Annotated in this window: 23 protein-coding genes; 18 read left to right on the plus strand and 5 right to left on the minus strand. The window is 60.5% G+C overall.

Going from position 1 to position 23,286, the window contains the following annotated elements; all coding sequences use genetic code 11:
- The first annotated feature begins 4 nt into the window (after positions 1–4).
- The 4 genes from nqrF to sthA all read left to right on the plus strand — a co-directional run bounded on the left by nqrF (position 5) and on the right by sthA (position 4,002).
- A complete protein-coding gene (gene nqrF, locus Q8M42_RS15635; protein WP_275963138.1) occupies positions 5–1,231 on the plus strand; it encodes an NADH:ubiquinone reductase (Na(+)-transporting) subunit F in 1,227 nt (408 codons plus the stop codon).
- A gap of 104 nt (positions 1,232–1,335) precedes the next feature.
- Positions 1,336–2,259: an FAD:protein FMN transferase gene (locus Q8M42_RS15640; RefSeq protein WP_304862948.1), complete on the plus strand. Its 924-nt coding sequence runs from the start codon at positions 1,336–1,338 to the stop codon at positions 2,257–2,259.
- Positions 2,256–2,483, plus strand: coding sequence for a (Na+)-NQR maturation NqrM (gene nqrM, locus Q8M42_RS15645; protein WP_304862950.1), 228 nt, complete (start codon positions 2,256–2,258; stop codon positions 2,481–2,483). Before Q8M42_RS15640 ends, nqrM begins: the two co-directional genes overlap by 4 nt.
- A gap of 124 nt (positions 2,484–2,607) precedes the next feature.
- Positions 2,608–4,002 carry a Si-specific NAD(P)(+) transhydrogenase gene (gene sthA, locus Q8M42_RS15650; protein ID WP_304862952.1) on the plus strand — a complete coding sequence of 465 codons (1,395 nt, stop codon included), beginning with the start codon at positions 2,608–2,610 and terminating at the stop codon, positions 4,000–4,002.
- 158 nt (positions 4,003–4,160) lie between these two features.
- Here the strand turns inward: sthA and Q8M42_RS15655 are convergent, their stop codons facing one another.
- The 3 genes from Q8M42_RS15655 to Q8M42_RS15665 are packed head-to-tail and all read right to left on the minus strand — an operon-like array spanning position 4,161 to position 5,770.
- Positions 4,161–4,877 carry a glycerophosphodiester phosphodiesterase family protein gene (locus Q8M42_RS15655; protein WP_304862954.1) on the minus strand — a complete coding sequence of 239 codons (717 nt, stop codon included), beginning with the start codon at positions 4,875–4,877 and terminating at the stop codon, positions 4,161–4,163.
- The gene (locus Q8M42_RS15660) at positions 4,874–5,176 is read right to left on the minus strand and encodes a phosphodiesterase (protein WP_304862956.1); all 303 of its coding nucleotides are present in this window, start codon (positions 5,174–5,176) and stop codon (positions 4,874–4,876) included. Before Q8M42_RS15660 ends, Q8M42_RS15655 begins: the two co-directional genes overlap by 4 nt.
- A 12-nt stretch (positions 5,177–5,188) precedes the next feature.
- Positions 5,189–5,770: a PilZ domain-containing protein gene (locus Q8M42_RS15665; RefSeq protein WP_304862958.1), complete on the minus strand. Its 582-nt coding sequence runs from the start codon at positions 5,768–5,770 to the stop codon at positions 5,189–5,191.
- A gap of 234 nt (positions 5,771–6,004) precedes the next feature.
- Between Q8M42_RS15665 and Q8M42_RS15670 the strand changes: the two genes are divergently transcribed.
- From Q8M42_RS15670 to Q8M42_RS15680, 3 genes are read left to right on the plus strand one after another with little or no spacing between them, the layout of a single operon-like run.
- Positions 6,005–7,255: a lipoprotein-releasing ABC transporter permease subunit gene (locus Q8M42_RS15670; RefSeq protein ID WP_304862960.1), complete on the plus strand. Its 1,251-nt coding sequence runs from the start codon at positions 6,005–6,007 to the stop codon at positions 7,253–7,255.
- Between the two features lie 37 nt (positions 7,256–7,292).
- Positions 7,293–7,976: a lipoprotein-releasing ABC transporter ATP-binding protein LolD gene (lolD, locus tag Q8M42_RS15675; protein ID WP_170049072.1), complete on the plus strand. Its 684-nt coding sequence runs from the start codon at positions 7,293–7,295 to the stop codon at positions 7,974–7,976.
- Positions 7,976–9,220 (plus strand): lipoprotein-releasing ABC transporter permease subunit, encoded by a 1,245-nt coding sequence (locus Q8M42_RS15680; RefSeq protein WP_304862962.1) that lies wholly within the window; start codon positions 7,976–7,978, stop codon positions 9,218–9,220. Before lolD ends, Q8M42_RS15680 begins: the two co-directional genes overlap by 1 nt.
- Before the next feature lie 51 nt (positions 9,221–9,271).
- Here Q8M42_RS15680 and Q8M42_RS15685 read toward each other — a convergent pair whose 3' ends face one another.
- The gene (locus Q8M42_RS15685) at positions 9,272–9,805 is read right to left on the minus strand and encodes a DUF2062 domain-containing protein (protein ID WP_304863033.1); all 534 of its coding nucleotides are present in this window, start codon (positions 9,803–9,805) and stop codon (positions 9,272–9,274) included.
- A 134-nt stretch (positions 9,806–9,939) separates the two neighbouring features.
- Between Q8M42_RS15685 and Q8M42_RS15690 the strand changes: the two genes are divergently transcribed.
- The 8 genes from Q8M42_RS15690 to murB all read left to right on the plus strand — a co-directional run bounded on the left by Q8M42_RS15690 (position 9,940) and on the right by murB (position 16,814).
- Entirely contained in the window at positions 9,940–12,162 is a 2,223-nt protein-coding gene (locus Q8M42_RS15690; protein ID WP_304862964.1) for a DNA internalization-related competence protein ComEC/Rec2, read from the plus strand.
- 72 nt (positions 12,163–12,234) lie between these two features.
- The gene (locus Q8M42_RS15695; RefSeq protein ID WP_304862967.1) at positions 12,235–12,867 is read left to right on the plus strand and encodes a MotA/TolQ/ExbB proton channel family protein; all 633 of its coding nucleotides are present in this window, start codon (positions 12,235–12,237) and stop codon (positions 12,865–12,867) included.
- Positions 12,864–13,292, plus strand: a complete 429-nt coding sequence (locus Q8M42_RS15700; RefSeq protein WP_304862969.1) for a biopolymer transporter ExbD — start codon at positions 12,864–12,866, stop codon at positions 13,290–13,292. Before Q8M42_RS15695 ends, Q8M42_RS15700 begins: the two co-directional genes overlap by 4 nt.
- 13 nt (positions 13,293–13,305) lie before the next feature.
- Positions 13,306–14,307 (plus strand): tetraacyldisaccharide 4'-kinase, encoded by a 1,002-nt coding sequence (gene lpxK / locus Q8M42_RS15705; protein ID WP_304862972.1) that lies wholly within the window; start codon positions 13,306–13,308, stop codon positions 14,305–14,307.
- 61 nt (positions 14,308–14,368) lie between these two features.
- The gene (locus Q8M42_RS15710; protein WP_304862973.1) at positions 14,369–14,554 is read left to right on the plus strand and encodes a Trm112 family protein; all 186 of its coding nucleotides are present in this window, start codon (positions 14,369–14,371) and stop codon (positions 14,552–14,554) included.
- Positions 14,555–15,319, plus strand: coding sequence for a 3-deoxy-manno-octulosonate cytidylyltransferase (gene kdsB, locus Q8M42_RS15715; RefSeq protein ID WP_304862975.1), 765 nt, complete (start codon positions 14,555–14,557; stop codon positions 15,317–15,319).
- The gene (locus Q8M42_RS15720; RefSeq protein WP_304862977.1) at positions 15,319–15,783 is read left to right on the plus strand and encodes a low molecular weight protein-tyrosine-phosphatase; all 465 of its coding nucleotides are present in this window, start codon (positions 15,319–15,321) and stop codon (positions 15,781–15,783) included. Before kdsB ends, Q8M42_RS15720 begins: the two co-directional genes overlap by 1 nt.
- A complete protein-coding gene (gene murB, locus Q8M42_RS15725) occupies positions 15,780–16,814 on the plus strand; it encodes a UDP-N-acetylmuramate dehydrogenase (RefSeq protein WP_304862979.1) in 1,035 nt (344 codons plus the stop codon). The genes Q8M42_RS15720 and murB overlap by 4 nt, the downstream gene beginning before the upstream one ends.
- Before the next feature lie 105 nt (positions 16,815–16,919).
- On the opposite strand, the gene rne is transcribed toward murB, so the two are convergent.
- The gene (gene rne, locus Q8M42_RS15730) at positions 16,920–20,042 is read right to left on the minus strand and encodes a ribonuclease E (RefSeq protein ID WP_305284451.1); all 3,123 of its coding nucleotides are present in this window, start codon (positions 20,040–20,042) and stop codon (positions 16,920–16,922) included.
- Positions 20,043–20,620: 578 nt separating this feature from the next.
- Between rne and rluC the strand changes: the two genes are divergently transcribed.
- From rluC to Q8M42_RS15745, 3 genes are read left to right on the plus strand one after another with little or no spacing between them, the layout of a single operon-like run.
- The gene (gene rluC, locus Q8M42_RS15735; RefSeq protein ID WP_304862984.1) at positions 20,621–21,574 is read left to right on the plus strand and encodes a 23S rRNA pseudouridine(955/2504/2580) synthase RluC; all 954 of its coding nucleotides are present in this window, start codon (positions 20,621–20,623) and stop codon (positions 21,572–21,574) included.
- Positions 21,567–22,277: an HAD-IA family hydrolase gene (locus Q8M42_RS15740; protein WP_304862986.1), complete on the plus strand. Its 711-nt coding sequence runs from the start codon at positions 21,567–21,569 to the stop codon at positions 22,275–22,277. Before rluC ends, Q8M42_RS15740 begins: the two co-directional genes overlap by 8 nt.
- Positions 22,267–23,244: a S49 family peptidase gene (locus tag Q8M42_RS15745; RefSeq protein WP_304862988.1), complete on the plus strand. Its 978-nt coding sequence runs from the start codon at positions 22,267–22,269 to the stop codon at positions 23,242–23,244. The genes Q8M42_RS15740 and Q8M42_RS15745 overlap by 11 nt, the downstream gene beginning before the upstream one ends.
- Positions 23,245–23,286 lie beyond the last annotated feature (42 nt).

Below are 23,286 nucleotides of genomic sequence, written 5' to 3' on the forward strand. Positions count from 1 at the left end.
ATAGATGATCAATTTTGAGATTTTCATCGCCATCGGCATGTTCACCGGCATTGTGCTGGCGTTGGTGCTGATCATTATCGCGGCGCGCGCCAAGCTGGTTTCCAGCGGTGACGTAAGCATCGAGATCAACGGCGAAAAAACCATTGTGGTACCGGCTGGCGGCAAGCTGCTGCAGACCCTGGCGGCCAACAATATCTTCCTCTCTTCGGCCTGCGGTGGCGGCGGTACCTGCGCCCAGTGCAAGTGCGTGGTCGAGCATGGCGGCGGCGAAATGCTGCCGACTGAAGAGGCGGCCTTCACCCGTCGCGAAGCCAAGGCTGGCTGGCGTCTGTCCTGCCAGACCCCGGTCAAGCAGGACATGAAGATCGAAGTGCCGGAAGAAGTCTTCGGCGTGAAGAAGTGGGAGTGCACTGTTGAGTCCAACCCCAACGTGGCCACCTTCATCAAGGAACTAACGCTGAAACTGCCGGAAGGCGAAAGCGTCGACTTCCGCGCCGGTGGCTATGTGCAGCTGGAGTGCCCGCCGCACGAAGTGCACTACAAGGACTTCGACATTCAGGAAGAGTACCGCGGCGACTGGGACAAGTTTAACCAGTGGAAGTACGTGTCCAAGGTCGAAGAGACCGTGATCCGTGCCTACTCCATGGCCAACTACCCGGAAGAAGTGGGCCTGGTGAAGTTCAATATCCGTATTGCTTCGCCGCCACCGGGCAAGGACGATCTGCCACCGGGCAAGATGAGTTCCTACGTGTTCAGCCTCAAGCCGGGCGACAAGATCGATGTGTATGGTCCGTTCGGCGAGTTCTTCGCCAAGGAAACCGACGCCGAGATGGTGTTTATCGGTGGTGGTGCCGGTATGGCGCCGATGCGTTCGCACATCTTCGACCAGCTCAAGCGCTTGAAGTCGACCCGCAAGATCAGCTTCTGGTACGGCGCGCGCTCCATGCGTGAAGCCTTCTACGTTGAAGAATACGATCAGTTGCAGGCCGAGAACCCCAACTTCAAGTGGCACCTGGCATTGTCCGATCCGCTGCCGGAAGACAACTGGACCGGTCTCAAGGGCTTTATCCACAACGTGCTGTACGAGAACTACCTCAAGGACCATCCGGCTCCGGAAGAGTGTGAGTTCTACATGTGCGGCCCGCCCATGATGAACGCTGCCGTGATCAAGATGCTGATCGACCTGGGTGTGGAGGAGGAGAACATCCTGCTCGACGACTTCGGCGGTTAAGTATGAGCCATGTGCTACTGCGGCCCGTTATCGCTGTCAGCTTGCTGACAGCCCTAACGGGCTGTTGGTTTTCAGAGCGGGTAGAAGAATTTGGCGGCCCGACCATGGGCAGCACCTACACCGTCAAATATGTGCGCAGCAAGGATTCGCCGAGCCTTGAGTTACTCAAGCGCGAGACCGATGCCATCCTGGCTGAGGTTGACCAACAGATGTCGACCTATCGCGATGATTCCGCAATCGAGCAATTCAACCAGGCTCCGGCGGGTACCTGTCAGGCGATGCCTGCTGGGGTGCTGGAGTTGGTCGAGGCAGGGCGCGTGTTGCATGAGCAAAGTGCCGGCGCGTTCGATCTGACTTTGGAGCCGTTGCTCAACCTGTGGGGCTTTGGCCCCAAGGCGCGCGCCGAAAAGGTGCCGACCGCTGAGCAACTCGCCGCCGCGCGTGCGCAAGTGGGCATGCAACACCTGCGTCGTGAAGGTGAGCAGCTGTGCAAGGATGTTGATGTGCAGGTCGACTTCAACAGCATTGCCGCCGGCTATGCGGTGGACAAGATCGTGCAGCGCTTCACTGAGCTGGGTGTGACCAGCTATATGGTTGAGGCCACCGGTGAGCTCAAGGCCGCAGGCAAAAAGCCCGATGGTCAGCCTTGGCGCATCGGCCTGGAAGCCCCGCAAGACGGTCAGCGTGTCGCCCAGCGCGTGCTGGCAGTGGATGGTTACGGTATTTCCACTTCGGGTGATTACCGCAACTACTTCGAGGAAGAGGGGCGGCGTTACTCGCACACCCTCGATCCGTTGACCGGTGCACCGATCACCCACACGCTGGCAGCGGTAACCGTGGTGGATAAATCGACCTTACGCGCCGATGGCTTGTCTACAGTGCTCATGGTCATGGGCACTGAGCCTGGCCTGGCATTTGCTGAGCGCATGGGCATTGCAGCGTTTTTCGTGACCCGTGAAGGTGACGCCTTCGTCACACAGACAACTCAGGCTTTCGAGCAGCTATTCGCTGCAGGAGACGAGCAATGACGTTTTTAGTGGTATTTCTGACCATGCTGCTAGTTGTTGGCATGATGGCTGTAGGCGTGATGATGGGCCGCAAGCCCATCGCCGGTTCGTGCGGTGGTATCGCCAACCTGGGTATCGAGAAGGAATGCTCGATCTGTGGTGGCAGTCGTGAGAAGTGCGAGGAGATCAACAGCGACCCGCAAGGCAAAACCGCAGCCCTGGCCTACGACGCGAGCAAAGGCTAATCGTCCTGCGGCCAGCTAACGGGCTAGGCTTGCAGTGAACGTATTGATTGCCAGGCTGCGTATGCAGTGCTGGCCCTGCCGAGAGCGCGGTACAAGTGCTCCGGTGTGATCTGAAGGAGTAAACATGGCGGTCTACAACTACGACGTAGTGGTGCTGGGTTCCGGCCCTGCGGGTGAAGGCGCGGCAATGAACGCGGCCAAGGCCGGGCGCAAGGTGGCAGTGGTCGACAGCCGCCGTGAAGTCGGCGGCAACTGCACCCACCTGGGCACCATCCCGTCCAAGGCGCTGCGCCATTCGGTGCGGCAGATCATGCAGTTCAACACCAACCCGATGTTCCGCCAGATCGGCGAACCGCGCTGGTTCTCCTTCCCTGACGTGTTGAAAAGCGCCGAGCGGGTGATCGCCAAGCAGGTGAGCTCGCGCACCGGTTACTACGCGCGCAACCGTATCGATGTGTTTTTCGGCACTGGCAGTTTTGCTGATGAGCACACCATCGAAGTGGTCTGCGCCAATGGTGTGGTGGAGAAACTGGTGGCCAAGCAGATCGTTATCGCTACCGGTTCGCGGCCTTACCGCCCGGTGGACGTGGATTTCCACCACCCACGCATCTACGACAGCGACACCATCCTCAGCCTCGGCCATACCCCGCGCCGCATCATCATCTACGGCGCCGGGGTCATCGGTTCCGAGTACGCCTCGATCTTCAGTGGCCTGGGTGTGCTGGTTGACCTGATCGACAACCGTGACCAGTTGCTGAGCTTCCTCGATGCGGAAATTTCCGATGCCTTGAGCTATCACCTGCGCAACAACAACGTGCTGATTCGTCATAACGAAGAGTACGAAAGTGTTGAAGGGGTGGAGAACGGGGTGATCCTGCACCTCAAGTCCGGCAAGAAGATCAAGGCGGACGCCTTCCTCTGGTGCAACGGCCGTACCGGTAATACCGATCAGCTGGGCCTGGAAAACATCGGCATCAAGGTCAATAGCCGTGGGCAGATCGAGGTTGACCAGAGCTACCGCACCGAGGTGTCGAACGTCTACGCGGCGGGCGACGTGATTGGTTGGCCGAGCCTGGCCAGTGCGGCAGCCGACCAGGGCCGATCGGCTGCCGGCAGCATCGTCGACAATGGCAGCTGGCGCTTCGTTGATGACGTGCCGACCGGCATTTACACCATTCCGGAAATCAGCTCGATTGGTAAGAACGAGCGCGAGTTGACCCAGGCCAAGATCCCTTACGAAGTCGGTAAGGCGTTCTTCAAAGGCATGGCTCGGGCACAGATTTCCCACGAGCCAGTGGGCATGCTCAAGCTGCTGTTCCATCGCGAAACCCTGGAAGTGCTGGGCGTGCACTGCTTCGGTTACCAGGCGTCGGAGATCGTGCACATCGGCCAGGCAATCATGAATCAGAAGGGTGAGGCCAACAGCATCAAGTACTTCGTCAACACCACCTTCAACTACCCGACTATGGCGGAAGCCTACCGGGTGGCTGCGTTCGATGGTCTCAACCGGCTTTTTTGAGCGGCTCCGGCCGGTGGCCTGAGCCGGCCGGGGAGAACCCGTTCAGCGACTCCAGCGACTGGCGTTGGCCTAATCGCGAAAGTTTCTGATCAGGCTTAACGAAAAACCGGCCCTTTTGGCCGGTTTTTTCGTTTCTGTAGCTGGGGCTATCCGGGAGGTTATTCCAGGGTTGCCACGGCCAGGCCGGGAAAATCGGTGATGATGCTATCCACGCCGAAGTCCGCCAGGCGGCGCATCAGTGCCGGCTCGTTGACCGTCCACACCGAGACATGCAAACCGGCTTTCTGCGCCTTCAGTAGACGCTCCGGAGTGCACAGCGTCCAGTTCAGCGCGAGCAGGTGGCAGCCGTAATGCCTGGCGACTTTTATAGGGTCGAGCCAGGCGTATTCGGCGACCAGGCCGCGTTGCAGGTGCGGAGTCAGGCGCTGCAGAGCGCCGAGCACTTCGCGGGAGCTGGAGGTTACGGTGACCTTGTCCGTGAGCTGGTAGCGTTCAGCCAGTTCGGCAATCGCCTTGACCATGCGCGCCGAGCGAACCTTCGAGGCGCTTTTGACTTCCAGCTGCCAGTGCTCGAAATCGCAGTGCTGGAACAGCTCTTCCAACCGTGGGATCGGGCAGGGCGTGACGGCGCCAGGGCCACCTTTACGGGCGTCATAGGTCACCAGTTCGGCGGCGTCATGCTCGACGACTTTGCCACGATGGCCGGTGGTGCGCTTGAGGGTTGGGTCGTGAATCACCATCAGCTCGCCATCGCGCGACAGGTGCAGGTCCAGCTCGCAGCGGCGCACGCCGTGCTTGAGGCATTGCTGGAAGCTGGCCAGGGTGTTTTCCGGCACCTCGCCTTTGGCGCCGCGATGTCCATAGATGACTGTCACTGTTGCTCCTTGTCGGGCAGGGCGGCGCCGGGCTGGTGATGGCGCACGCTGTTGATTACGTGTTTATGCTCGAAGTAGACACTGAACTCACGGTAATCCCAGCGGGTGATCGGCGGGTTGCCAACGCTGGGGTGCTCTTCATCCGCCAGGCCGAAACGCTCCAGTACCGCGCGTTGGGATTCGCCGAGTTGCGGCAGGCGCAATTCGCCGGCACCTTGCTGGCCGATAGGGATTTGCAGGGTATCGGCATCAGCGCCGAAAGGCAGGAGCAGGGCGAGAAGCAGGAACAGACGGGGCATGGTGGCTCGCTATCAGGGTTGCAGAGGTTGCTCGCGGGCCTGGCGACGCTCCAGGGCCTGGCGTTGCAGGATATGCCGGGCAAGCAACTGGCGCTGGGCGTCGCTCACAGCTTCAAATTCCGCGCCAATCTCAAACTGCTGTGAGGGCAGTGGTTGGCAATGCACCACCTTGGCCCGTAGCAGTAGACCCAGGGCCTGCGGCATCAGCACCATCTTCACCGCCAGGTGCGCGCCTGTTGCCACGGGCTGAGGGTTATTGAAGCTGACGCCGCCCTCGGACAGGCTGACCTTGCGCGGCGTGCCGATGTCGCGCAGCAGGCTCTGCGCCACGGCCTGACCGAGCAGGTCGATGCGCTTGTTCATGACCTTGAGGTAATTGGCCAGGGTGCGGTCGCGCTCAGTGATATGCCGCAGCAGATGCTGCGACTCGAAGTCCATCAGATGCAGATCGCTGAGCAGGTTAAACAGCGGCGAGCTGTCGTGAAGCTCGTCACTGGCCAGGGCTTCTGCGCCCGAGAGCAGGGTGAATTCCAGTGCGATCGTATCGTCGATACGATAGTATTCGCGGCGATCATCTTCATCTTGAGTCGGCATGGCGAACCCATGGCAGCAGTAGTGGTCGAAGAACCTGTTCAAAGTCTTGCGAGCTAGCGGCATGCAAGGCGAAAAGTGGTGAGGAAGCGCAGTTTACGAATGTAAATGAGCATTCCGAGACAGTTTTCAACGTAGCAGGTCCGACGCGCAGCAGACTTTACCCTGGTTTAGAGTGTAAGGCTGCTCGCCAAGCCCCCACAAGGACGTTTCTTTTTCCCTCGAATCAGCCCCGACATGTTCAGACCTCTGTTCGTATTTATCGGCACGCGCTACACGCGGGCCAAGCGTCGCAACCACTTCGTATCCTTTATTTCTCTGACTTCGATGATCGGGCTAGCACTTGGCGTGCTGGTGATGATTCTGGTGCTGTCGGTGATGAACGGCTTCGACCATGAAATGCGCACCCGCGTGCTCGGCATGGTGCCGCACGCCACGGTCGAGAGCGCCACGCCGATCAAGGATTGGCGCAGCCTGGCCGACAAGGCGCAGAGCAACCCGCAAGTGCTGGCGGTTGCGCCGTTCAGCCAGATGCAGGGCTTGCTGACCAACGACGGCAAGGTGCAGAAAGTGCTGATCAATGCGGTCGATCCGCTGGAAGAAGCCAAGGTCTCGATCATCGGTAATTTCTTTCAGCAGGGCAGCCTGGATGCACTGCAGCCCGGTGAGTTCGGCATGGTGCTGGGCGACAAGGCCGCCGCCAAGCTCGGCGTCGGCCTGGGTGGCAAGGTGACCTTTGTCGCCCCGGAAGTCACTGTTACTCCAGCCGGCATGTTCCCACGGCTCAAGCGCTTTACCGTGGTTGGCATATTCCATGTCGGCGCTGGCGAAATCGACGGCCACCTGGCCCTGACCCATGTGCAGGATTTGGCGCGTTTGCAGCGCTGGCAGGCCGATCAGGTGCAGGGCATTCGCCTGAAGTTTTCCGACCTGTTTGAGGCGCCGCGCACCGCCTGGGCGCTGGCGCAAACGTTGGGTGAGGGTGATTACTACGCCCGCGACTGGACCCGCACCCACGGCAACCTGTATCAGGCGATCCGCATGGAAAAAGCCATGATTGGTCTGCTGCTGCTGCTGATCGTCGCGGTTGCCGCCTTCAACATCATCTCCACCCTGGTCATGGTCGTCACCGACAAGAAGGGCGATATCGCCATTCTGCGCACCCTGGGCGCCACACCGCGACAGATTATGGCGATCTTTATGGTTCAGGGCACGGTGATCGGCGTGTTCGGCACCGCCATTGGTGCGGTGCTGGGCTGCCTTGCCGCCTTGAATATCAGCCGTGCGATTGCCGCGCTGGAAGGGCTGTTGGGGATCAAATTCCTCAATGCCGATGTGTATTTCATCGACTACCTGCCCTCGCAGCTGATGCTGGCCGATGTGCTGCTGGTCTGCGGCGCGGCGTTGATTCTAAGTTTCTTCGCCACCCTATATCCGGCCTGGCGCGCAGCGCGTACCCAGCCTGCGGAGGCGCTACGTTATGAGTGATCAGGTTATGAATGATCAGGTTATGAGTGATTCGGTTATGCAAGATCGTGCAGTGTTGAGTTGTCGCAACCTCGGTAAAAGCTACGACGAGGGCCCGCAATCGGTGGTGGTGCTGCAGGACCTGCAGCTGGAGCTGCACCCCGGTGAGCGCGTGGCGATTGTCGGCAGTTCTGGCTCGGGCAAGAGCACCTTGCTGAATATGCTTGGCGGCCTGGATACGCCGAGCACCGGCAGCGTCTGGCTGGCCGGCGAGGAGTTGTCGGCGCTGAATGAAAAGCAGCGCGGCCTGCTGCGTAACCGCGCCCTGGGTTTCGTTTACCAGTTTCACCACCTGCTGCCGGAATTCACCGCGCTGGAGAACGTGTGCATGCCGTTACTGATTGGCCGCACGCCGATCAGCGAAGCACGTCAGCGTGCCACGGCGTTGCTGGAGCGGGTTGGCCTGGGCCATCGCCTGGCGCACAAGCCGTCGGAGTTGTCCGGTGGTGAGCGTCAACGTGTGGCGATTGCTCGTGCGCTGGTCAATCAGCCCGGTTTGGTGCTGCTCGATGAGCCCACCGGTAACCTCGATCATCACACCGCGCAGGGCATTCAGGATCTGATGAAGGAGCTGAGCAGCTCGTCGCAGACCGCCTTTCTGGTGGTGACCCACGACATGGCGCTGGCCCAGCAGATGGACCGCATCCTGCGTCTGGAAGACGGCAAGTTGGTGGCCGCCTGATGTTTCGTCCGCTGAGTATCTTTATCGGTATCCGCTATACCGGGGCCAAGCGGCGCAACCACTTTATTTCCTTTATCTCGATGACTTCGATGATCGGTCTGGCCTTGGGTGTTCTGGCGATGATCGTGGTGCTGTCGGTGATGAATGGTTTCCAGAAGGAAATGAGCACGCGCATCCTTGGTATGGTGCCGCATGCCAGCATCGCCGGGGCGCAACCGCTGGATGATTGGCAGCAGGTTGCCGCAGCCGCGAAGAACAACCCGCAGGTGCTCGCCGCTGTGCCGTTTGCTGAGCTCGAAGGCATGCTCTCGGTACGCGGGGCGATGCAGCCGGTGCAGTTGCACGGCATCGATCCGGCGTTGGAGCCTCAGGTGTCGATCATCGACAAACATATGCAGCAAGGCCGTCTGAGCGATTTGCGTGAGGGTGAGTTTGGTGTGGTGCTCGGCGAGATCACCGCGCGGCGCTTCCAGCTGCGGGTGGGCGACAAGCTGGCGCTGATCGTGCCGGAGCTGAGCAGCGTGCCGGGCGGTATCAGCCCGCGCATGCAGCGCCTTAACGTGGTCGGCATCTTCAAGGTTGGCGCCGAGCTGGACAGCTCGCTGGCGCTGATTCATGTCGCCGATGCGGCGCATATCCAGCGCATGCAGCCGGGCCAGGTGCAGAGCGTGCGCCTGAAGTTGAAAGACCTGTACCAGGCGCCGCAAGTGGCCGCGCAGATTGTCGGTGAACTGGGCGTCGGTTACAGCTCCGCAGACTGGACCCTGACTCAGGGCAGCCTGTTCAGCGCGATGAAAATGGAAAAGACCATGATTGGTCTGTTGCTGCTGCTGATCGTTGCCGTGGCGGCCTTCAATATCATCGCCACGCTGATCATGGTGGTGGCAGACAAGGGGGCGGATATCGCCATCCTGCGCACCTTGGGCGCGACGCCAGGGCAGATTATGGGCATCTTTATGGTCCAAGGTACGGTGATCGGCGTGATCGGTACGGTGATCGGCGCGGTGCTGGGTATTCTCGCGGCGCTGAATGTCAGTCAGCTGGTGGGTTGGATCGAGCGCTTGAGCGGCCAGCAGGTGATGAGCTCTGACGTGTACTTCATCAGCAACCTGCCGTCGGAGCTGCTGCTGTCCGATGTCCTGCTGATCTGCGGCGCGGCGTTTAGCCTGAGCTTTTTGGCCACCGTCTACCCGTCCTGGCGGGCCGCGCAGATTCAGCCAGCCGATGCGCTGCGTTACGAATAAGCTACGCTGCCTGAAACAAAAAAGCCGTTACTCAGTAACGGCTTTTTTGTTTCAGCGTTGCGCGTCGCGCTGCCGGCGTTTTTCCTGGCGTTTGCGCCAGTTGTGCCGCACCCACCAGCGCCAGTAAGCGTTGGTGCCGAAGTAACCAACGAGCGCCAGGACAATAGCTAAAGCCAGAGAGCCAAGGTAGAGCGGCTGCCAGTGGGTCTGCAGCATTTGTCCAACCCAGGCCAGGCTGATGTTCTCAGGCATGTGCATGGTTGGGGTGCCCATCAGCCAGGCGCCGATCTTGTAGTTGCAGTAAAACACCGCAGGCATGGTGATAGGGTTGGTCAGCCAGACCAGCCCGACCGAGATGGGTAAATTACCCCGCGCCGGTACGGCAACAGCCGCTGCAGCTAACATTTGCAGAGGCATGGGGATCATCGCCCAGAACAGACCAATGGCCATGGCGCGTGACACAGAATGGCGGTTGAGGTGCCAGAGGTTGGGATCGTGGATCAGGCTGCCCAGAAAGCGCAGGGATTTATTGCCCTTGATGCGGTCTGGGTGGGGCATGTAGCGCTTGAATAAACGACGCGGCATGAAGGCTCTCTGGCGGGTAAAAGCGCCGACATTATGCACCCTTTGATGACAGCCTGCTTTCACACTTTGTGACAGCAAATAAGCAAAAGCTGATCGATGGGTTAAATGCTGTATTCGACTCACGGAGCGAGTCTATGCGCACAGGGATTTTCGCGCTGGTGGCTGGGATGCTGGTGCTGCGCTTCCTTCTTACTTTGCCGCCGTTGTGGCTGCTGGCTGTTCTGCCGGTGGCCGGTTTGATGCTGTTGCCGTTTCGCAGCTATCCCATGGCCTTGTTTCTGTTTGGGTTCAGCTGGGCGTGTGTATCGGCGCAGTGGGCGCTGGATGATCGGTTGGCGCGGCAATTGGACTTGCGCACCCTGTGGTTGCAGGGGCAGGTGGTCGGCCTGCCAGAAGTAGGCGATGGCGTGGTGCGCTTCCAGTTGGAACAGGTGCTCTCACGTCGCGACAAACTGCCCGCGCGTCTGCGCCTGGCCTGGTATGGCGGGCCAGCAGTACGCGCCGGTGAAACCTGGCGCCTGGCAGTACGCCTCAAGCGTCCCCATGGTTTGGTTAACCCACAGACATTCGATTACGAAGCCTGGTTGCTAGCGCAGCGCATTGGCGCTACGGGCACGGTGAAAAGTGGCGAGCTGATGACCTCTGCCAGTGGAGCGGGGGCCTGGCGTGACCGCTTGCGTCAGCAGTTATTGGCAACCCCCGCGCATGGCCGCGAAGGCGCGTTGGCGGCTTTGGTATTGGGGGATGGCTCGGGGCTGTCGACGGCAGATTGGCAGGTGCTGCAGAACACCGGAACGGTGCATCTGATGGTGATTTCCGGCCAGCATATCGGTCTGCTGGCGGCGCTTTTATATGGTCTGGTTGCTGGCTTGGCGCGCCTGGGGTTTTGGCCGCGCAACTGGCCCTGGCTGTCCTGCGCCTGTGTGTTGGGCTTTACCGGGGCATTGGCATATGGCCTGTTGGCCGGCTTCGAGGTGCCGGTGCAGCGCGCCTGTGTGATGGTCGGCCTGGTATTGCTCTGGCGCTGGCGCTTTCGTCATTTGGGTGTGTGGTTGCCTTTATTGCTGGCATTGCTTGCGGTGTTGCTGGGCGAGCCGCTGGCCAGTTTGCAGCCTGGCTTCTGGTTGTCCTTTGGCGCGGTGATGCTGTTGATCCTGATTTTCAGTGGCCGCCTGGGCGCCTGGCCCTGGTGGGGCACCTTGTTGCGCGCGCAATGGGCCATGGCCATTGGTTTGCTGCCGTTGTTACTGGCGCTCGGTTTGCCGGTGAGTGCCAGTGGCCCTTTGGCCAACCTAGTGGCGGTGCCTGTGGTGGGGTTGCTGGTGGTGCCGCTGGCTTTGCTCGGCACATTATTGCTGCCCGTGCCTGGGGTGGGGGCTGCGCTGCTTTGGGTGGCGGGCTGGGTGTTGGGTCTACTGTTCTCTCTGCTCGCGCAATTGGCCTTATGGCTACCGGCTTGGTTGCCCAGCGCCTTGCCATTCTGGGCCTGGCTGCTGGTGGCGTTGGGCGCACTGGTATTGTTAGTGCCGGCCGCCTTGCCAATGCGCAGCCTGGGCGCGTTACTGCTGCTGCCCTTGTTATTTAGCCCGCAGCAGCGTCCTGAGTTCGGACGAGCCGAGGTGTGGATGCTGGATGTCGGCCAGGGCCTGGCGGTACTGGTGCGCACCCAGGGGCATGATCTGCTGTATGACGCCGGGCCGCGCTTTGGCGAGTTCGATAGCGGCGAGCGCATAGTGCTGCCATCGTTACGCGCATTGGATGTGCGTGGGCTTGATCTGCTGCTGATCAGCCATGCCGATAACGACCACGCTGGTGGCGCCGCAGCGATCAACCGCGGTCTGCCAGTTAGGCGCATACTCAGTGGTGAGCCCGCTAAGCTGGCGCGCTCGCTTGCGGCCGAAGCCTGCAGCCGTGAACATTGGCGGTGGGATGGCGTTGAGTTCAGCACCTGGCAATGGGCCGACGCAACCACTGGCAATCAGGCGTCCTGCGTGTTGCGCATCGAGGCCAATGGCGAACGGCTGTGGCTAACCGGTGATATCGATAGCCAGGCCGAGCGAGCACTGCTCAATAGCGGTCTGGCAATGCCAGCAGAGTGGCTGCTCGCACCGCACCATGGCAGTCGCAGCTCGTCATCTGCGGCGTTACTGGCACAGGTTAAGCCGGCTGCTGTATTGATCTCCCGTGGCGCACACAACAGCTTTGCTCATCCGCATGCGGAGGTCATGACGCGTTATCGCGCGGTGGCGGCGCAGCCCTATGACACAGCTTTGCACGGTGCAGTACGGATTCGCCTGGGCGCATTCGAGCAGGCGCAGAGTTTGCGCGACCACGCACGTTTTTGGCGGGAAAAATGAGAACGGCAGCGGTCGGCGAGGCCGCGACCCTATGCTAGAGTGGCGCCACTTTTGTGAAGGGGATCTGCCACCGTGTGGGAACTGGTTAAAGCTGGCGGCTGGATGATGCTGCCAATCATTCTGTGTTCTATCGCTGCGGCCGGCATCATTGCCGAGCGCCTGTGGACACTGCGGCCGAGCCGCATCACCCCACCCAACCTGCTCGGTCAGGTGTGGAAGTGGATCAAGGATAAAAAACTCAATAATCAGAAACTCAAGGAACTGCGCGCCAACTCGCCGTTGGGGCAGATCCTCGCAGCCGGCCTGGCTAACTCCAAACATGGTCGCGAGATCATGAAAGAGTGCATTCAGGAAGCCGCCGCGCGGGTGATTCACGACCTGGAGCGCTACCTCAATGCTCTTGGCACCATCGCCGGTATTGCGCCGCTGCTCGGTTTGCTCGGTACGGTGCTGGGCATGATCGAAATTTTCAGCTCCTTTATGGGTTCGGGCATGGCTAATGCGGCGTTGCTCGCGGGCGGTATTTCCAAGGCGTTGATCACCACGGCGGCAGGTCTGATGGTGGCTATTCCGGCACTGTTCTTCCACCGTTACCTGCAACGCCGGATCGATGAGCTGGTGGTCGGTATGGAGCAGGAGGCGATTCGCCTGGTGGAAGTGGTGCAGGGCGACCGTGATGTCGACATGGGCGAGGACAAGGCGTGAAATTCCGGCGCAAACCGCGGGAGAGCGTCGAGATCAACTTGGCCTCGTTGATCGACGTAGTGTTTATCCTGCTGCTGTTCTTTGTGGTCACCACAACCTTTACTCGGGAGACCCAGCTGAAGGTCGATCTGCCGGAAGCCGTCACTGGCACACCACCAGAACAGACCGAGCTGAAGCAGTTGGAAATCCTGATCGCCGCCGATGGCAGCTATTCGCTGAATGCCAAGCAGTTGCTGAAAAGCGATCTGCCAAGCCTGATGGCGGCGCTGCAGAAGGAGTCGGAAGGCGATAACAGTCTGCCGCTGATCATCAGCGCCGATGCCAAGACGCAGCATCAGGCGGTAATTACTGCTATGGATGCTGCCGGCAAACTGGGCTTTGCCCACCTGCGCATGACCACCATTGAGGCGCAAGCCGCGCCTTGAGGCTTGCCTGCTGATGAGCCTGTCCGCACGACTCACTGCTGCCTGGTACGCCGGTCATCCGGCGCTGGGCCTGCTGCGTCCGTTGGAATGGCTCTATCGTATGGTGGTACAGCGCAAGCGGTCGCGCTTTCTGGCGGGTGAGGGCGAGATATACCGTGCTCCGGTGCCAGTCGTGGTGGTCGGCAACATCACCGTCGGCGGCACCGGCAAGACCCCGATGATTCTCTGGTTGATCGAGCATTGCCGCCGCCAAGGGCTGCGCGTCGGTGTGGTCAGTCGCGGTTATGGCGCGCAGCCGCCGCAGCTGCCCTGGCGCGTGCAGGCTGATCAGGCGGCCAGCGTGGCCGGCGATGAACCGCTGCTGATTGTGCAGCGCAGCGGCGTGCCGTTGATGATCGATCCTGATCGCAGTCGTGCCGTGGCGGCCTTACTGGCGGCCGAGCCGCTGGACCTGATCCTCAGTGACGACGGCCTGCAACACTACCGCCTGGCCCGAGATCTCGAACTGGTGCTGATCGATGCAGCGCGTGGCCTGGGTAATCGCCATTGCCTGCCAGTCGGTCCGCTGCGTGAGCCGGTCGAGCGTCTGCAGAGCGTCGATGCGCTGCTGTATAACGGCGCATCCAGTGATCCGCAGGATGGCTACGGCTTTACGCTGCAGCCGCGCACCTTGGTTAACCTGCGCAGTGGCGAGCAACAGCCGCTCAGTCACTTTCCAGCTGGCCATGCCCTGCATGCGGTCGCCGGTATTGGCAACCCGCAGCGTTTCTTCAACACCCTCGAAGGGCTACACTGGCGGCCTGTCGCGCATGCCTTTGCCGACCACGCGCCGTACAGCGCCGAGCTTCTGAATTTCAGCCCGGCGCTGCCGGTGTTGATGACGGAAAAGGATGCGGTCAAGTGCCGTGCCTTTGCGGCTGACGATTGGTGGTACCTGGCGGTGGATGCCGAGCCTTCGGCCGCGTTTGTCGCCTGGTTTGATCAGCAATTGCAGCGTCTTGTGCCGCGCGCCTGACTGTTCTGATCATTCGGCGGCCTCGTCCGCCCCAGCAGCTGCTTCCTCTCAAGGATCTCCCATGGACCCGAAACTACTCGACATTCTCGCCTGCCCACTGTGCAAGGGCCCGCTGAAGCTCGCCGCTGACAAGAGCGAGCTGATCTGCAAAGCCGACGCATTGGCTTTCCCGGTTCGCGATGGCATCCCGGTGATGCTGGAAACCGAAGCCCGCACCCTCACCGTCGACGAGCGTCTGGACAAGTAAATGAGTACTGCCTTTACCGTTGTGATTCCGGCGCGCTTTGCTTCCAGCCGTCTACTGGGCAAGCCGCTGCAGGATATTGCCGGCAAACCGATGATTCAGCATGTCTGGGAGCAGGCGTGCAAAAGCAGCGCCCAGCAGGTGGTCGTCGCCACTGACGATGCGCGCATCGTTGAGGTGTGCCGCAGCTTTGGTGCGCAGGTGGTACTGACCGACGCCTCCCACAACTCCGGCACCGACCGCCTGGCTGAAGTGGCCGCGGCGCTGGGCCTGGCGGCTGACGCCATCGTGGTCAACGTGCAGGGCGACGAGCCGCTGATTCCGCCATCAATCATCGATCAGGTGGCGGCCAATCTGGCGGCCAATCCACAGGCGGCCATCGCCACCCTGGCTGAGCCGATTGAGGATGTGCAGGCGCTGTTCAACCCCAATGTGGTCAAGGTGGTCAGCGACAAGACTGGCTTGGCCCTGACCTTCAGCCGCGCGCCGCTGGCCTGGGCGCGGGATGCCTTCGCCAAGAACCGTGACGAGCTGCCAGCAGGCGTCCCATACCGTCGCCATATCGGCATCTACGCCTACCGTGCGCAGTTTCTGCATGACTTCGTCGCCTGGGGTCCGTGCTGGCTGGAAGACACCGAGTGCCTGGAGCAGCTGCGCGCGCTCTGGCATGGCGTGCGTATCCATGTCGCCGATGCCCTGCAAGCGCCACCTGCGGGCGTCGACACGCCGGAAGACCTGGAGCGGGTTCGTCGCCTGCTGGGGGCCTGATGCGCGTTCTGTTCGTCTGTCTGGGCAATATCTGCCGCTCGCCCACGGCCGAGGGCGTGTTGCGCCACAAGCTGCGTGAAGCAGGACTGGAAGGGCGCATCGAGGTCGATTCGGCCGGAACCGGCGACTGGCACGTGGGCAAGGCGGCGGATATCCGCACGCGTCAGGCTGCGCAGCAGCGTGGCTATGATCTGTCCGCGCTGCGCGGCCGGCAGGTCAAGGCGGCGGATTTTCACGCCTTTGACCTGATTCTAGCGATGGATAATAGCAACCTGCGCGACCTGCAGCAGCTGCGCCCGGGTAATGCTGCGGCTGAGCTGGATCTGTTTCTGCGCCGTTATCAGCTGGAACTGGATGAGGTGCCAGACCCCTATTACGGTGGTGAAGCCGGTTTTGCCCAGGTGCTGGATTTGCTCGAACAGGCCTGTGATGCCCTGGTTATCGAACTCAAGGGGCGCTTATGAGCTTGCAGGTGCGCACTCAGGTGTCGCTGAAACCCTATAACAGCTTTGCCGTCGAGGCCCAGGCCAGCCATTTTGCCGAAGCCGAGAACGATCAGCAGGTGTGCGAAGCGCTGAGCTATGCGCAAGCGCAGCAGTTGCCGCTGTTATTGCTCGGTGGCGGCAGCAATCTGCTGCTGACCCGCGATGTCGATGCGCTGGTGCTGCGTATGGCCAGTCGCGGTATTCGCGTACTCAGCGATGACGGCGAGCAGGTGGTGATTGAGGCAGAGGCGGGGGAGTCCTGGCATCCCTTTGTACAGTGGACGCTGGCGCAGGGCTTTGCCGGCCTGGAAAACCTTAGCCTGATCCCCGGCACCGTGGGTGCGGCTCCGGTGCAGAATATCGGCGCCTACGGCGTTGAGCTGAAGGATCTGTTTGTCGGTTTGACCGCCTTGGATCGACACCGTGGCGAGCTGCGCGAGTTCTCTCTGGCGGACTGCGCCTTTGCCTACCGCGACAGCCTGTTCAAGCGCGAAAGCGGGCGCTGGGTGATCCTGCGGGTACGCTTTGCCTTGAGCCGCGCGGCTGCGCTGCACCTGGATTATGGCCCGGTGCGTCAGCGTCTGGCGGAGCAGGGCATCAGTGCCCCGACTGCGCTGGATGTCAGCCAGGCCATCTGCGCCATTCGCAGCGAAAAATTGCCTGACCCGGCTGAGCTAGGCAATGCCGGCAGCTTCTTCAAGAACCCGTTGGTATCGAGTGAGCTGGCGCAACGCTTGCGCGCTGAGCATGCCGATCTGGTGGCCTATCCCCAGGTGGTGAATGGCCAGGCAGACGGACAGGTCAAGCTGGCCGCGGGCTGGTTGATCGAGCGTGCGGGTTGGAAAGGGTTTCGTGAGGGTGATGCAGGTGTGCATCGTTTGCAGGCGTTGGTGCTGGTCAATTACGGCGGCGCCACGGGTGCGCAGTTGTTGGCGCTGGCACAGCGTATCCAGACGGATATCGCCCAGCGTTTCGCGGTCGACTTGGAGATCGAGCCAAACGTGTTGTAAGGCGTTTGGCGGCAGGCTGCGACCAGCGTATTGATCGCGCTGTAATAAAAGCCAGAACGCAAAAGGGGATGCCGAAGCATCCCCTTTCTTATTACGTGAGGCGGATCAGACCTGCGGTTTGACCGCTTCTTTATCCTGCTCGTCAGCTTCTACTGCAGTAAACAGTGAGCTTTGCGGCCCCTGGCTTACTTCTGCTTCTACTTGCGCGGCGGTTTCGGCCTTGGGCTCGACTGCTTCGATGCTCGCAGGTGCTTCGGCTGCAGTTTCAACTACGGCTTCGGCAACCACTTCTGCAGGCGGCTCTTCAGCTACCGGTGCAGCAGCTTCAACCTGTACGGAGGCTGCTGGGGCTTCGGCGGCTTCGCGGGCCAGACGCTCGGCTTCACGCTGACGACGACGCACTTCGCGTGGATCGTTCGGTGCACGGCCAGTGCTGCTGACAGCGACTGCAGGTGCAGCTTCAACTGCCACAACCTCAGCCACTGCAACTTCGGCAATCGGCTCGGCAACTTCAACCACAGCTGGCGCTTCAACAACTTCTGCGACCGGGGCAGGTGCTTCTACAACAGCAGGTGCTGGTGCAGCTTCGCTGACTTCGGCCTGTACAGGTGCTTCGCTGGCCTCGACAACCGGGCTGCTTACTGCTTCTACAACAACGGCTTGTGGCGCTTCAGCTGCAGCGACTTTGCGTGGCTGCTCCTGCTCGACAACTACCGGTGCTGTTTCAACGGTTGCTTGGACGGCTTCGTCTGCGCCAGTGATAACGGCGGCGGTCACTGCTGCTGCAGTTACTGCGTTGTCGGCATCGGCTGGGGCTTCTGCGCCTTCTTCGCTGCCTTCGATCGGGTTGCCGTTGGCATCGTTCTGGCGCTCGCGACGATTGCTGCGACGACGCTGACCACGGGAGCGGCGACGTGGGCGATCGCCACCTTCGCTGCCTTCCTGCTCATCGTCCTGCAGTGCTTCTTCAGCGTTCAGTGCTTCGTCGTCGCTGGCGGCTGCAGCCTGTTCAGCGCGTGGCTGGCGTTCTTCGCGCGGTGCGCGCGGCTGGCGCGGTTCGCGTTGCGGGCGTTCGGCACGCACTTCTTCGCTGGCGGTTGCGCTATCACCCGGTGCGGCATCCAGCGGCTCACGCAGTTCGCGCGGCTGGCGCTCTTCACGTGGCTTGCGATCGCGTGGCTGACGCTCTTCGCGCGGTGGGCGCGACTGACGAACTTCCTGCGGCTCGCGAACTTCTACAACGTCACGCGGGCTGCGTTCTTCGCGCGGTGCGCGGTCCTCGCGCGGGGCGCGCTCCTCACGTGGAGCACGCTCTTCACGGGCTGCGCGAGGCTGACGTTCTTCACGCGGTGCACGTTCTTCGCGCGGTGCGCGGTCCTCACGTGGGCCACGCTCTTCGCGCGGCTTGCGCTCTTCGTTGTTGCGACCACCGCGGCTGCGGTTTTGTTGGCGACCATTGCGGCGCTCATCACTGCGCTGTGGGCGTTCGCTGGTTTTCTTCTCGACGACGGCAGGCTTTTCTTCTTCCTTGCCGGCGAACAGGCTGACCAGCGACTTGACCAGGCCTTTGAACAGGCTTGGCTCGACGGCAGCTACAGGCTGTGCGGCTACTGCTTCAACCGGGGTTGGTGCAGTGCGCTGCGGCGCGGTCTTGATTGCGGCTTCCTGGCGAACCAGGGTGCGCGTTGCGGCGGCCTGCTTCTCTTCTTCCACTTCAATGGTCGCCATTTCATAGCTGGATTGAGTGGACTGAGCTTCCGGACTGTCGTCACGGATGCGGGTGACTTCGAAGTGCGGAGTCTCCAGGTGATCGTTCGGCACGATCACGATGCGCGCACGGGTACGCAGTTCGGTCTTGGTGATCGAGTTGCGTTTTTCGTTGAGCAGGAAGGCGGCAACTGGAATCGGCACCTGGGCGCGAACTTCAGCAGTGCGGTCTTTCAGGGCTTCTTCTTCGATCAGGCGCAGAATGGCCAGCGACAGCGATTCGACGTCGCGGATGATGCCTTGACCATTGCAGCGTGGGCAGACGATGCCGCTGCTTTCGCCCAGCGACGGACGCAGGCGCTGACGCGACATTTCCAGCAGGCCGAAGCGCGAGATGCGACCCACTTGTACGCGGGCACGGTCGGCTTCCAGGCTTTCACGGACTTTTTCTTCCACGGCGCGTTGGTTCTTCGCCGGGGTCATGTCGATAAAGTCGATGACGATCAGGCCGCCGATGTCACGCAGACGCAGTTGGCGGGCGATTTCTTCAGCCGCTTCCAGATTGGTCTGCAGGGCAGTTTCTTCGATGTCGCTGCCTTTGGTCGCACGCGCCGAGTTGATGTCGATGGACACCAGGGCTTCGGTCGGGTCGATGACGATGGAGCCACCGGACGGCAGTTTCACTTCGCGCTGGAAGGCGGTTTCGATCTGGCTTTCGATCTGGAAGCGGTTGAACAGCGGCACGCTGTCTTCATACAGCTTGATCTTGCTGGCGTACTGCGGCATCACCTGATTGATAAAGCTCAGTGCTTCCTGCTGCGCTTCGATGCTATCGACCAGTACTTCGCCGATGTCCTGGCGCAGGTAGTCGCGGATGGCGCGGATGATCACGTTGCTTTCCTGATAGATCAGGAAGGGCGCAGCGCGGTCGAGCGAGGCTTCTTTGATAGCGGTCCAGAGTTGCAGCAGGTAATCAAGGTCCCACTGCATTTCTTCGCTGGAGCGGCCCAGGCCTGCGGTGCGCACGATCAAACCCATGTCGCTAGGGGCGACCAGGCCATTCAGTGCTTCGCGCAGTTCGTTGCGCTCTTCGCCTTCGATGCGGCGCGAGATACCACCAGCACGCGGGTTGTTCGGCATCAGCACCAGGTAACGACCGGCGAGGCTGATAAAGGTGGTCAGGGCAGCGCCCTTGTTGCCACGCTCTTCTTTCTCGACCTGAACGATAACTTCCTGGCCTTCCTTGAGCACGTCTTTAATGTTGACGCGGCCTTCTGGGGCCTTGCTGAAGTACTCGCGGGAGATTTCTTTGAGCGGGAGAAAGCCGTGACGCTCAGAGCCGAAGTCGACGAAAGCGGCTTCCAGGCTGGGTTCTACACGGGTGATTTTACCCTTGTAGATGTTGGATTTTTTCTGCTCACGGGCGCCGGACTCGATGTCCAGGTCGTAGAGTTTTTGCCCATCTACCAGGGCGACACGCAGCTCTTCGGGTTGAGTTGCGTTAATCAGCATTCTTTTCATGTAATACCGTCGGTTTCCGGTGCTGGCGGAAGCGGCGTTCGGCACACACGACTTCAGGGTCGGTGTCAGGTGCGTCAGGAACGGTCGTAAAGCGTTCCAGTGTCTAGCGGCGATCAGCCAATTGTGCTGGGCCGCGACGGACGTCTCCTGCTCGCTGTGATAACAGAAAGCACTAAGTCAGGAGGAGGAATCAGCTGTTGGTAGCGGACGAGATGAAGCGTCTTGGTAAAGCGAGCTGCTACGCGGACCAACAGTTGTACATCTCCACCCTACACGTATCGCTGAAACTCGGGTGCCGCTCGCGAAAATCCGCAGCGGGTTAACTATTACCGCAACCGTCCAAAGGGGCAGGCTGCGCATCATGGCTTAAAGGCTTTATTTCCGAGTTATTCACAGCCGTGGAGGCTTTTCTTTCGTTGAATAACCCGTCGGACGGCCTTACGTCCCAAATGAATTGCGTTGGTTGGGGGTGGCAGTTTTGGCGATCACCCGCAAACCAGGCCGCTTTTGGCGGCGTCCCGACTATAGCAGTAATGATTAAGTGCTTCAATTCCATAAAAAATTGTTATGATTGCGCGATGACAAATCCTTCCCCTCCAACCTCCGGCGTCCAGCTGCTCGAGGTTGCGCCGGAACTTGCCGGCCAACGTATCGATAACTTCCTTCGCACCCAGCTCAAGGGTGTGCCCAAGACTTTGATTTACCGAATTTTGCGTAAAGGCGAAGTGCGCGTAAATAAAGGTCGGATCAAGCCCGAGTACAAGCTGCAGGCCGGCGACATCATTCGTGTGCCGCCGCTGCGTTTGGCTGAGCGCGATGAGCCCGAGCCGCTGGCCCAAGGTCTTTTGCAGCGTCTGGAAGCAGCGATTGTCTATGAAGACAAGGCACTGATCGTGCTGAACAAGCCGGCTGGCATTGCCGTGCATGGCGGTAGCGGCCTGAATTACGGGGTTATTGAAGCCTTTCGCCAGTTGCGCCCGGACGCTAAGGATCTGGAGCTGGTGCATCGCCTCGATCGTGATACGTCCGGCCTGTTGATGATTGCCAAGAAGCGCAGCATGTTGCGTCACCTGCATGAGGCCTTGCGTGGCGATGGTATGGACAAGCGTTATATGGCCTTGGTGCGGGGCAACTGGGCGACGGCCAAGAAGCAGGTCAATGCGCCGCTGCTAAAGAGCAATCTGCGTTCCGGTGAGCGCATGGTTGAGGTCAACCCGGAAGGTAAGGAGGCTTTGACCATCTTCCGTGTGCTGCGCCGTTTCGGTGAGTTCGCCACCTTGGTCGAGGCCAAGCCCGTGACCGGGCGTACCCACCAGATTCGTGTGCATGCGCAGCATGCTGGGCACTGCATTGCCGGTGACAGCAAGTACGGTGATGACGATTTCACCAAGGAAATTCGCGATCTGGGCGGTAAGCGCTTGTTCTTGCATGCCTATGAATTGGTCGTGCCGCTGCCTGAAGGTGGCCAGCTCAAGCTTGCCGCGCCAGTCGATGAAATGTGGGCGCGGACCATGGTGCGTCTCGGTGCCTGATTCTCAGGAGCGTGGCTATCAGCTGCTGATCTTCGATTGGGATGGCACCTTGGTCGATTCCATCGGTCGGATCGTTGCGGCGATGCACCTGGCTGCCGATGCCTGTGAGCTACCGCGCTGCACGGATGAGCAGGTGCGCGGCATTATCGGTCTGGGCTTGCCTGAGGCGATTCGTTGCCTGTATCCGGATATGCATGATGCGGTCCGGGCGCAGCGCTTGCGACAAAGCTACAGCGAAAATTACCTGGCTCTGGAGTCCGAGCCGTCGGCACTGTTTCGCGGCGTAGCTGAAGGATTGGAAGCGTTTCGTGCTGAGGGCTATAGGTTGGCGGTGGCAACAGGTAAAGGTCGGCACGGTTTGCAGCGGGTGCTGGCGGATCGCGGCTGGTTGGATTATTTCGACTACAGCCGCTGCGCCGATGAAACGGCGAGCAAGCCGGACCCGCTGATGCTGCACGAGATCCTTGCGCAAAGCGGCGTTGCTGCCAGTCAGGCGTTGATGGTGGGTGACTCGTCCTTCGATCTGTTGATGGCGCAGCGCGCGGGCATGGATTGTGTGGCGGTGGGTTATGGCGCGCAGCCTTTGCAGGTGCTGCGTGCGTGTCAGCCAACGCTGGCAATAGAATGTTTTACCGAGTTGCGCGCCTGGCTAAGTCGGCGTGCGTCTAATCAGTCAGTTGAGGTGGTGTTGCATGGCAGATGAATGGAAGGCGTCGGCAGCGGCTGATGGCGACGGAAAAAGCTGGCAGCTGCTGGAGAAAACCCTGCTGGCCGGTGTGCAGGAGCAGCGTCGGGCGCGGCGCTGGGGGATTTTCTTCAAGCTGCTGACCTTTATTTACATTTTTGGCGCGCTGGCGTTGTTCTCGCCCATGCTGGCGATGAAAAAAGGCGCAACCACGGGCAGCCATACTGCGGTGATCGAAGTGCGTGGGATGATTGCCGATCAGGAGTCGGCCAGTGCCGACAATATTGTTAGCAGTCTGCGTGCGGCGTTTGAGGATGCTAATACCAAGGGTGTGATCCTGCGCATCAACAGTCCGGGTGGCAGTCCGGTGCAGTCGGGCTACATCTATGACGAGATTCGCCGTCTGCGCGCAGAATACCCGGCGATCAAGCTGTATGCGGTGATCACTGATCTGGGTGCTTCCGGTGCTTATTACATTGCCAGTGCCGCTGATGAGATCTATGCCGATAAAGCCAGTCTGGTCGGCTCTATCGGTGTGACTGCGGCAACCTTTGGCTTTGTTGGGGTGATGGAGAAGCTCGGCGTGGATCGCCGCGTGTATACCTCCGGGGAGCACAAGGCCTTTCTCGACCCGTTCCAGCCGCAAAAAGCTGAGGAAACTGAGTTTTGGCAGGGTGTGTTGAAAGCAACCCATCAGCAGTTTATTGCCAGTGTTAAGCAGGGGCGTGGTGATCGTTTGAAGGATGCCGAGCATCCTGAGTTGTTCTCCGGCCTGGTTTGGTCGGGTGAGCAAGCTTTGCCATTGGGCTTAATTGATGCGCTGGGTAATACCAGCTACGTCGCGCGCGAAGTGATTGGTGAGAAAGAGTTGGTCGACTTTACCGTGAAGGAGTCGCCATTCGACCGTTTCGCGAAAACCCTGGGCGCCAGCATGGCTGAGCGTATTGCCCTATGGATGGGTTTTCAGGGGCCGGCACTGCGTTAACACTTGAGTCTGCTGAAAGCGAGCCCGGTCATTGATCGGGCT

Source organism: Pseudomonas sp. (assembly GCF_030684895.1).
Classification (GTDB): Bacteria; Pseudomonadota; Gammaproteobacteria; order Pseudomonadales; family Pseudomonadaceae; genus Aquipseudomonas.

Bases quoted from the DNA above. Each gene is read 5' to 3' on its own strand.
- Q8M42_RS15720 (WP_304862977.1), top strand. From the start codon at position 15,319: ATGCGCGTTCTGTTCGTCTGTCTGGGCAATATCTGCCGCTCGCCCACG.
- Q8M42_RS15670 (WP_304862960.1), top strand. From the start codon at position 6,005: ATGTTCAGACCTCTGTTCGTATTTATCGGCACGCGCTACACGCGGGCC.
- murB (WP_304862979.1), top strand. From the start codon at position 15,780: ATGAGCTTGCAGGTGCGCACTCAGGTGTCGCTGAAACCCTATAACAGC.
- sthA (WP_304862952.1), top strand. From the start codon at position 2,608: ATGGCGGTCTACAACTACGACGTAGTGGTGCTGGGTTCCGGCCCTGCG.
- Q8M42_RS15665 (WP_304862958.1), bottom strand. From the start codon at position 5,770: ATGCCGACTCAAGATGAAGATGATCGCCGCGAATACTATCGTATCGAC.
- Q8M42_RS15680 (WP_304862962.1), top strand. From the start codon at position 7,976: ATGTTTCGTCCGCTGAGTATCTTTATCGGTATCCGCTATACCGGGGCC.
- lolD (WP_170049072.1), top strand. From the start codon at position 7,293: ATGCAAGATCGTGCAGTGTTGAGTTGTCGCAACCTCGGTAAAAGCTAC.
- kdsB (WP_304862975.1), top strand. From the start codon at position 14,555: ATGAGTACTGCCTTTACCGTTGTGATTCCGGCGCGCTTTGCTTCCAGC.
- Q8M42_RS15745 (WP_304862988.1), top strand. From the start codon at position 22,267: ATGGCAGATGAATGGAAGGCGTCGGCAGCGGCTGATGGCGACGGAAAA.
- Q8M42_RS15685 (WP_304863033.1), bottom strand. From the start codon at position 9,805: ATGCCGCGTCGTTTATTCAAGCGCTACATGCCCCACCCAGACCGCATC.
- lpxK (WP_304862972.1), top strand. From the start codon at position 13,306: ATGAGCCTGTCCGCACGACTCACTGCTGCCTGGTACGCCGGTCATCCG.
- rne (WP_305284451.1), bottom strand. From the start codon at position 20,042: ATGAAAAGAATGCTGATTAACGCAACTCAACCCGAAGAGCTGCGTGTC.
- Q8M42_RS15640 (WP_304862948.1), top strand. From the start codon at position 1,336: ATGGGCAGCACCTACACCGTCAAATATGTGCGCAGCAAGGATTCGCCG.
- rluC (WP_304862984.1), top strand. From the start codon at position 20,621: ATGACAAATCCTTCCCCTCCAACCTCCGGCGTCCAGCTGCTCGAGGTT.
- Q8M42_RS15710 (WP_304862973.1), top strand. From the start codon at position 14,369: ATGGACCCGAAACTACTCGACATTCTCGCCTGCCCACTGTGCAAGGGC.
- nqrF (WP_275963138.1), top strand. From the start codon at position 5: ATGATCAATTTTGAGATTTTCATCGCCATCGGCATGTTCACCGGCATT.
- Q8M42_RS15690 (WP_304862964.1), top strand. From the start codon at position 9,940: ATGCGCACAGGGATTTTCGCGCTGGTGGCTGGGATGCTGGTGCTGCGC.
- Q8M42_RS15660 (WP_304862956.1), bottom strand. From the start codon at position 5,176: ATGCCCCGTCTGTTCCTGCTTCTCGCCCTGCTCCTGCCTTTCGGCGCT.
- nqrM (WP_304862950.1), top strand. From the start codon at position 2,256: ATGACGTTTTTAGTGGTATTTCTGACCATGCTGCTAGTTGTTGGCATG.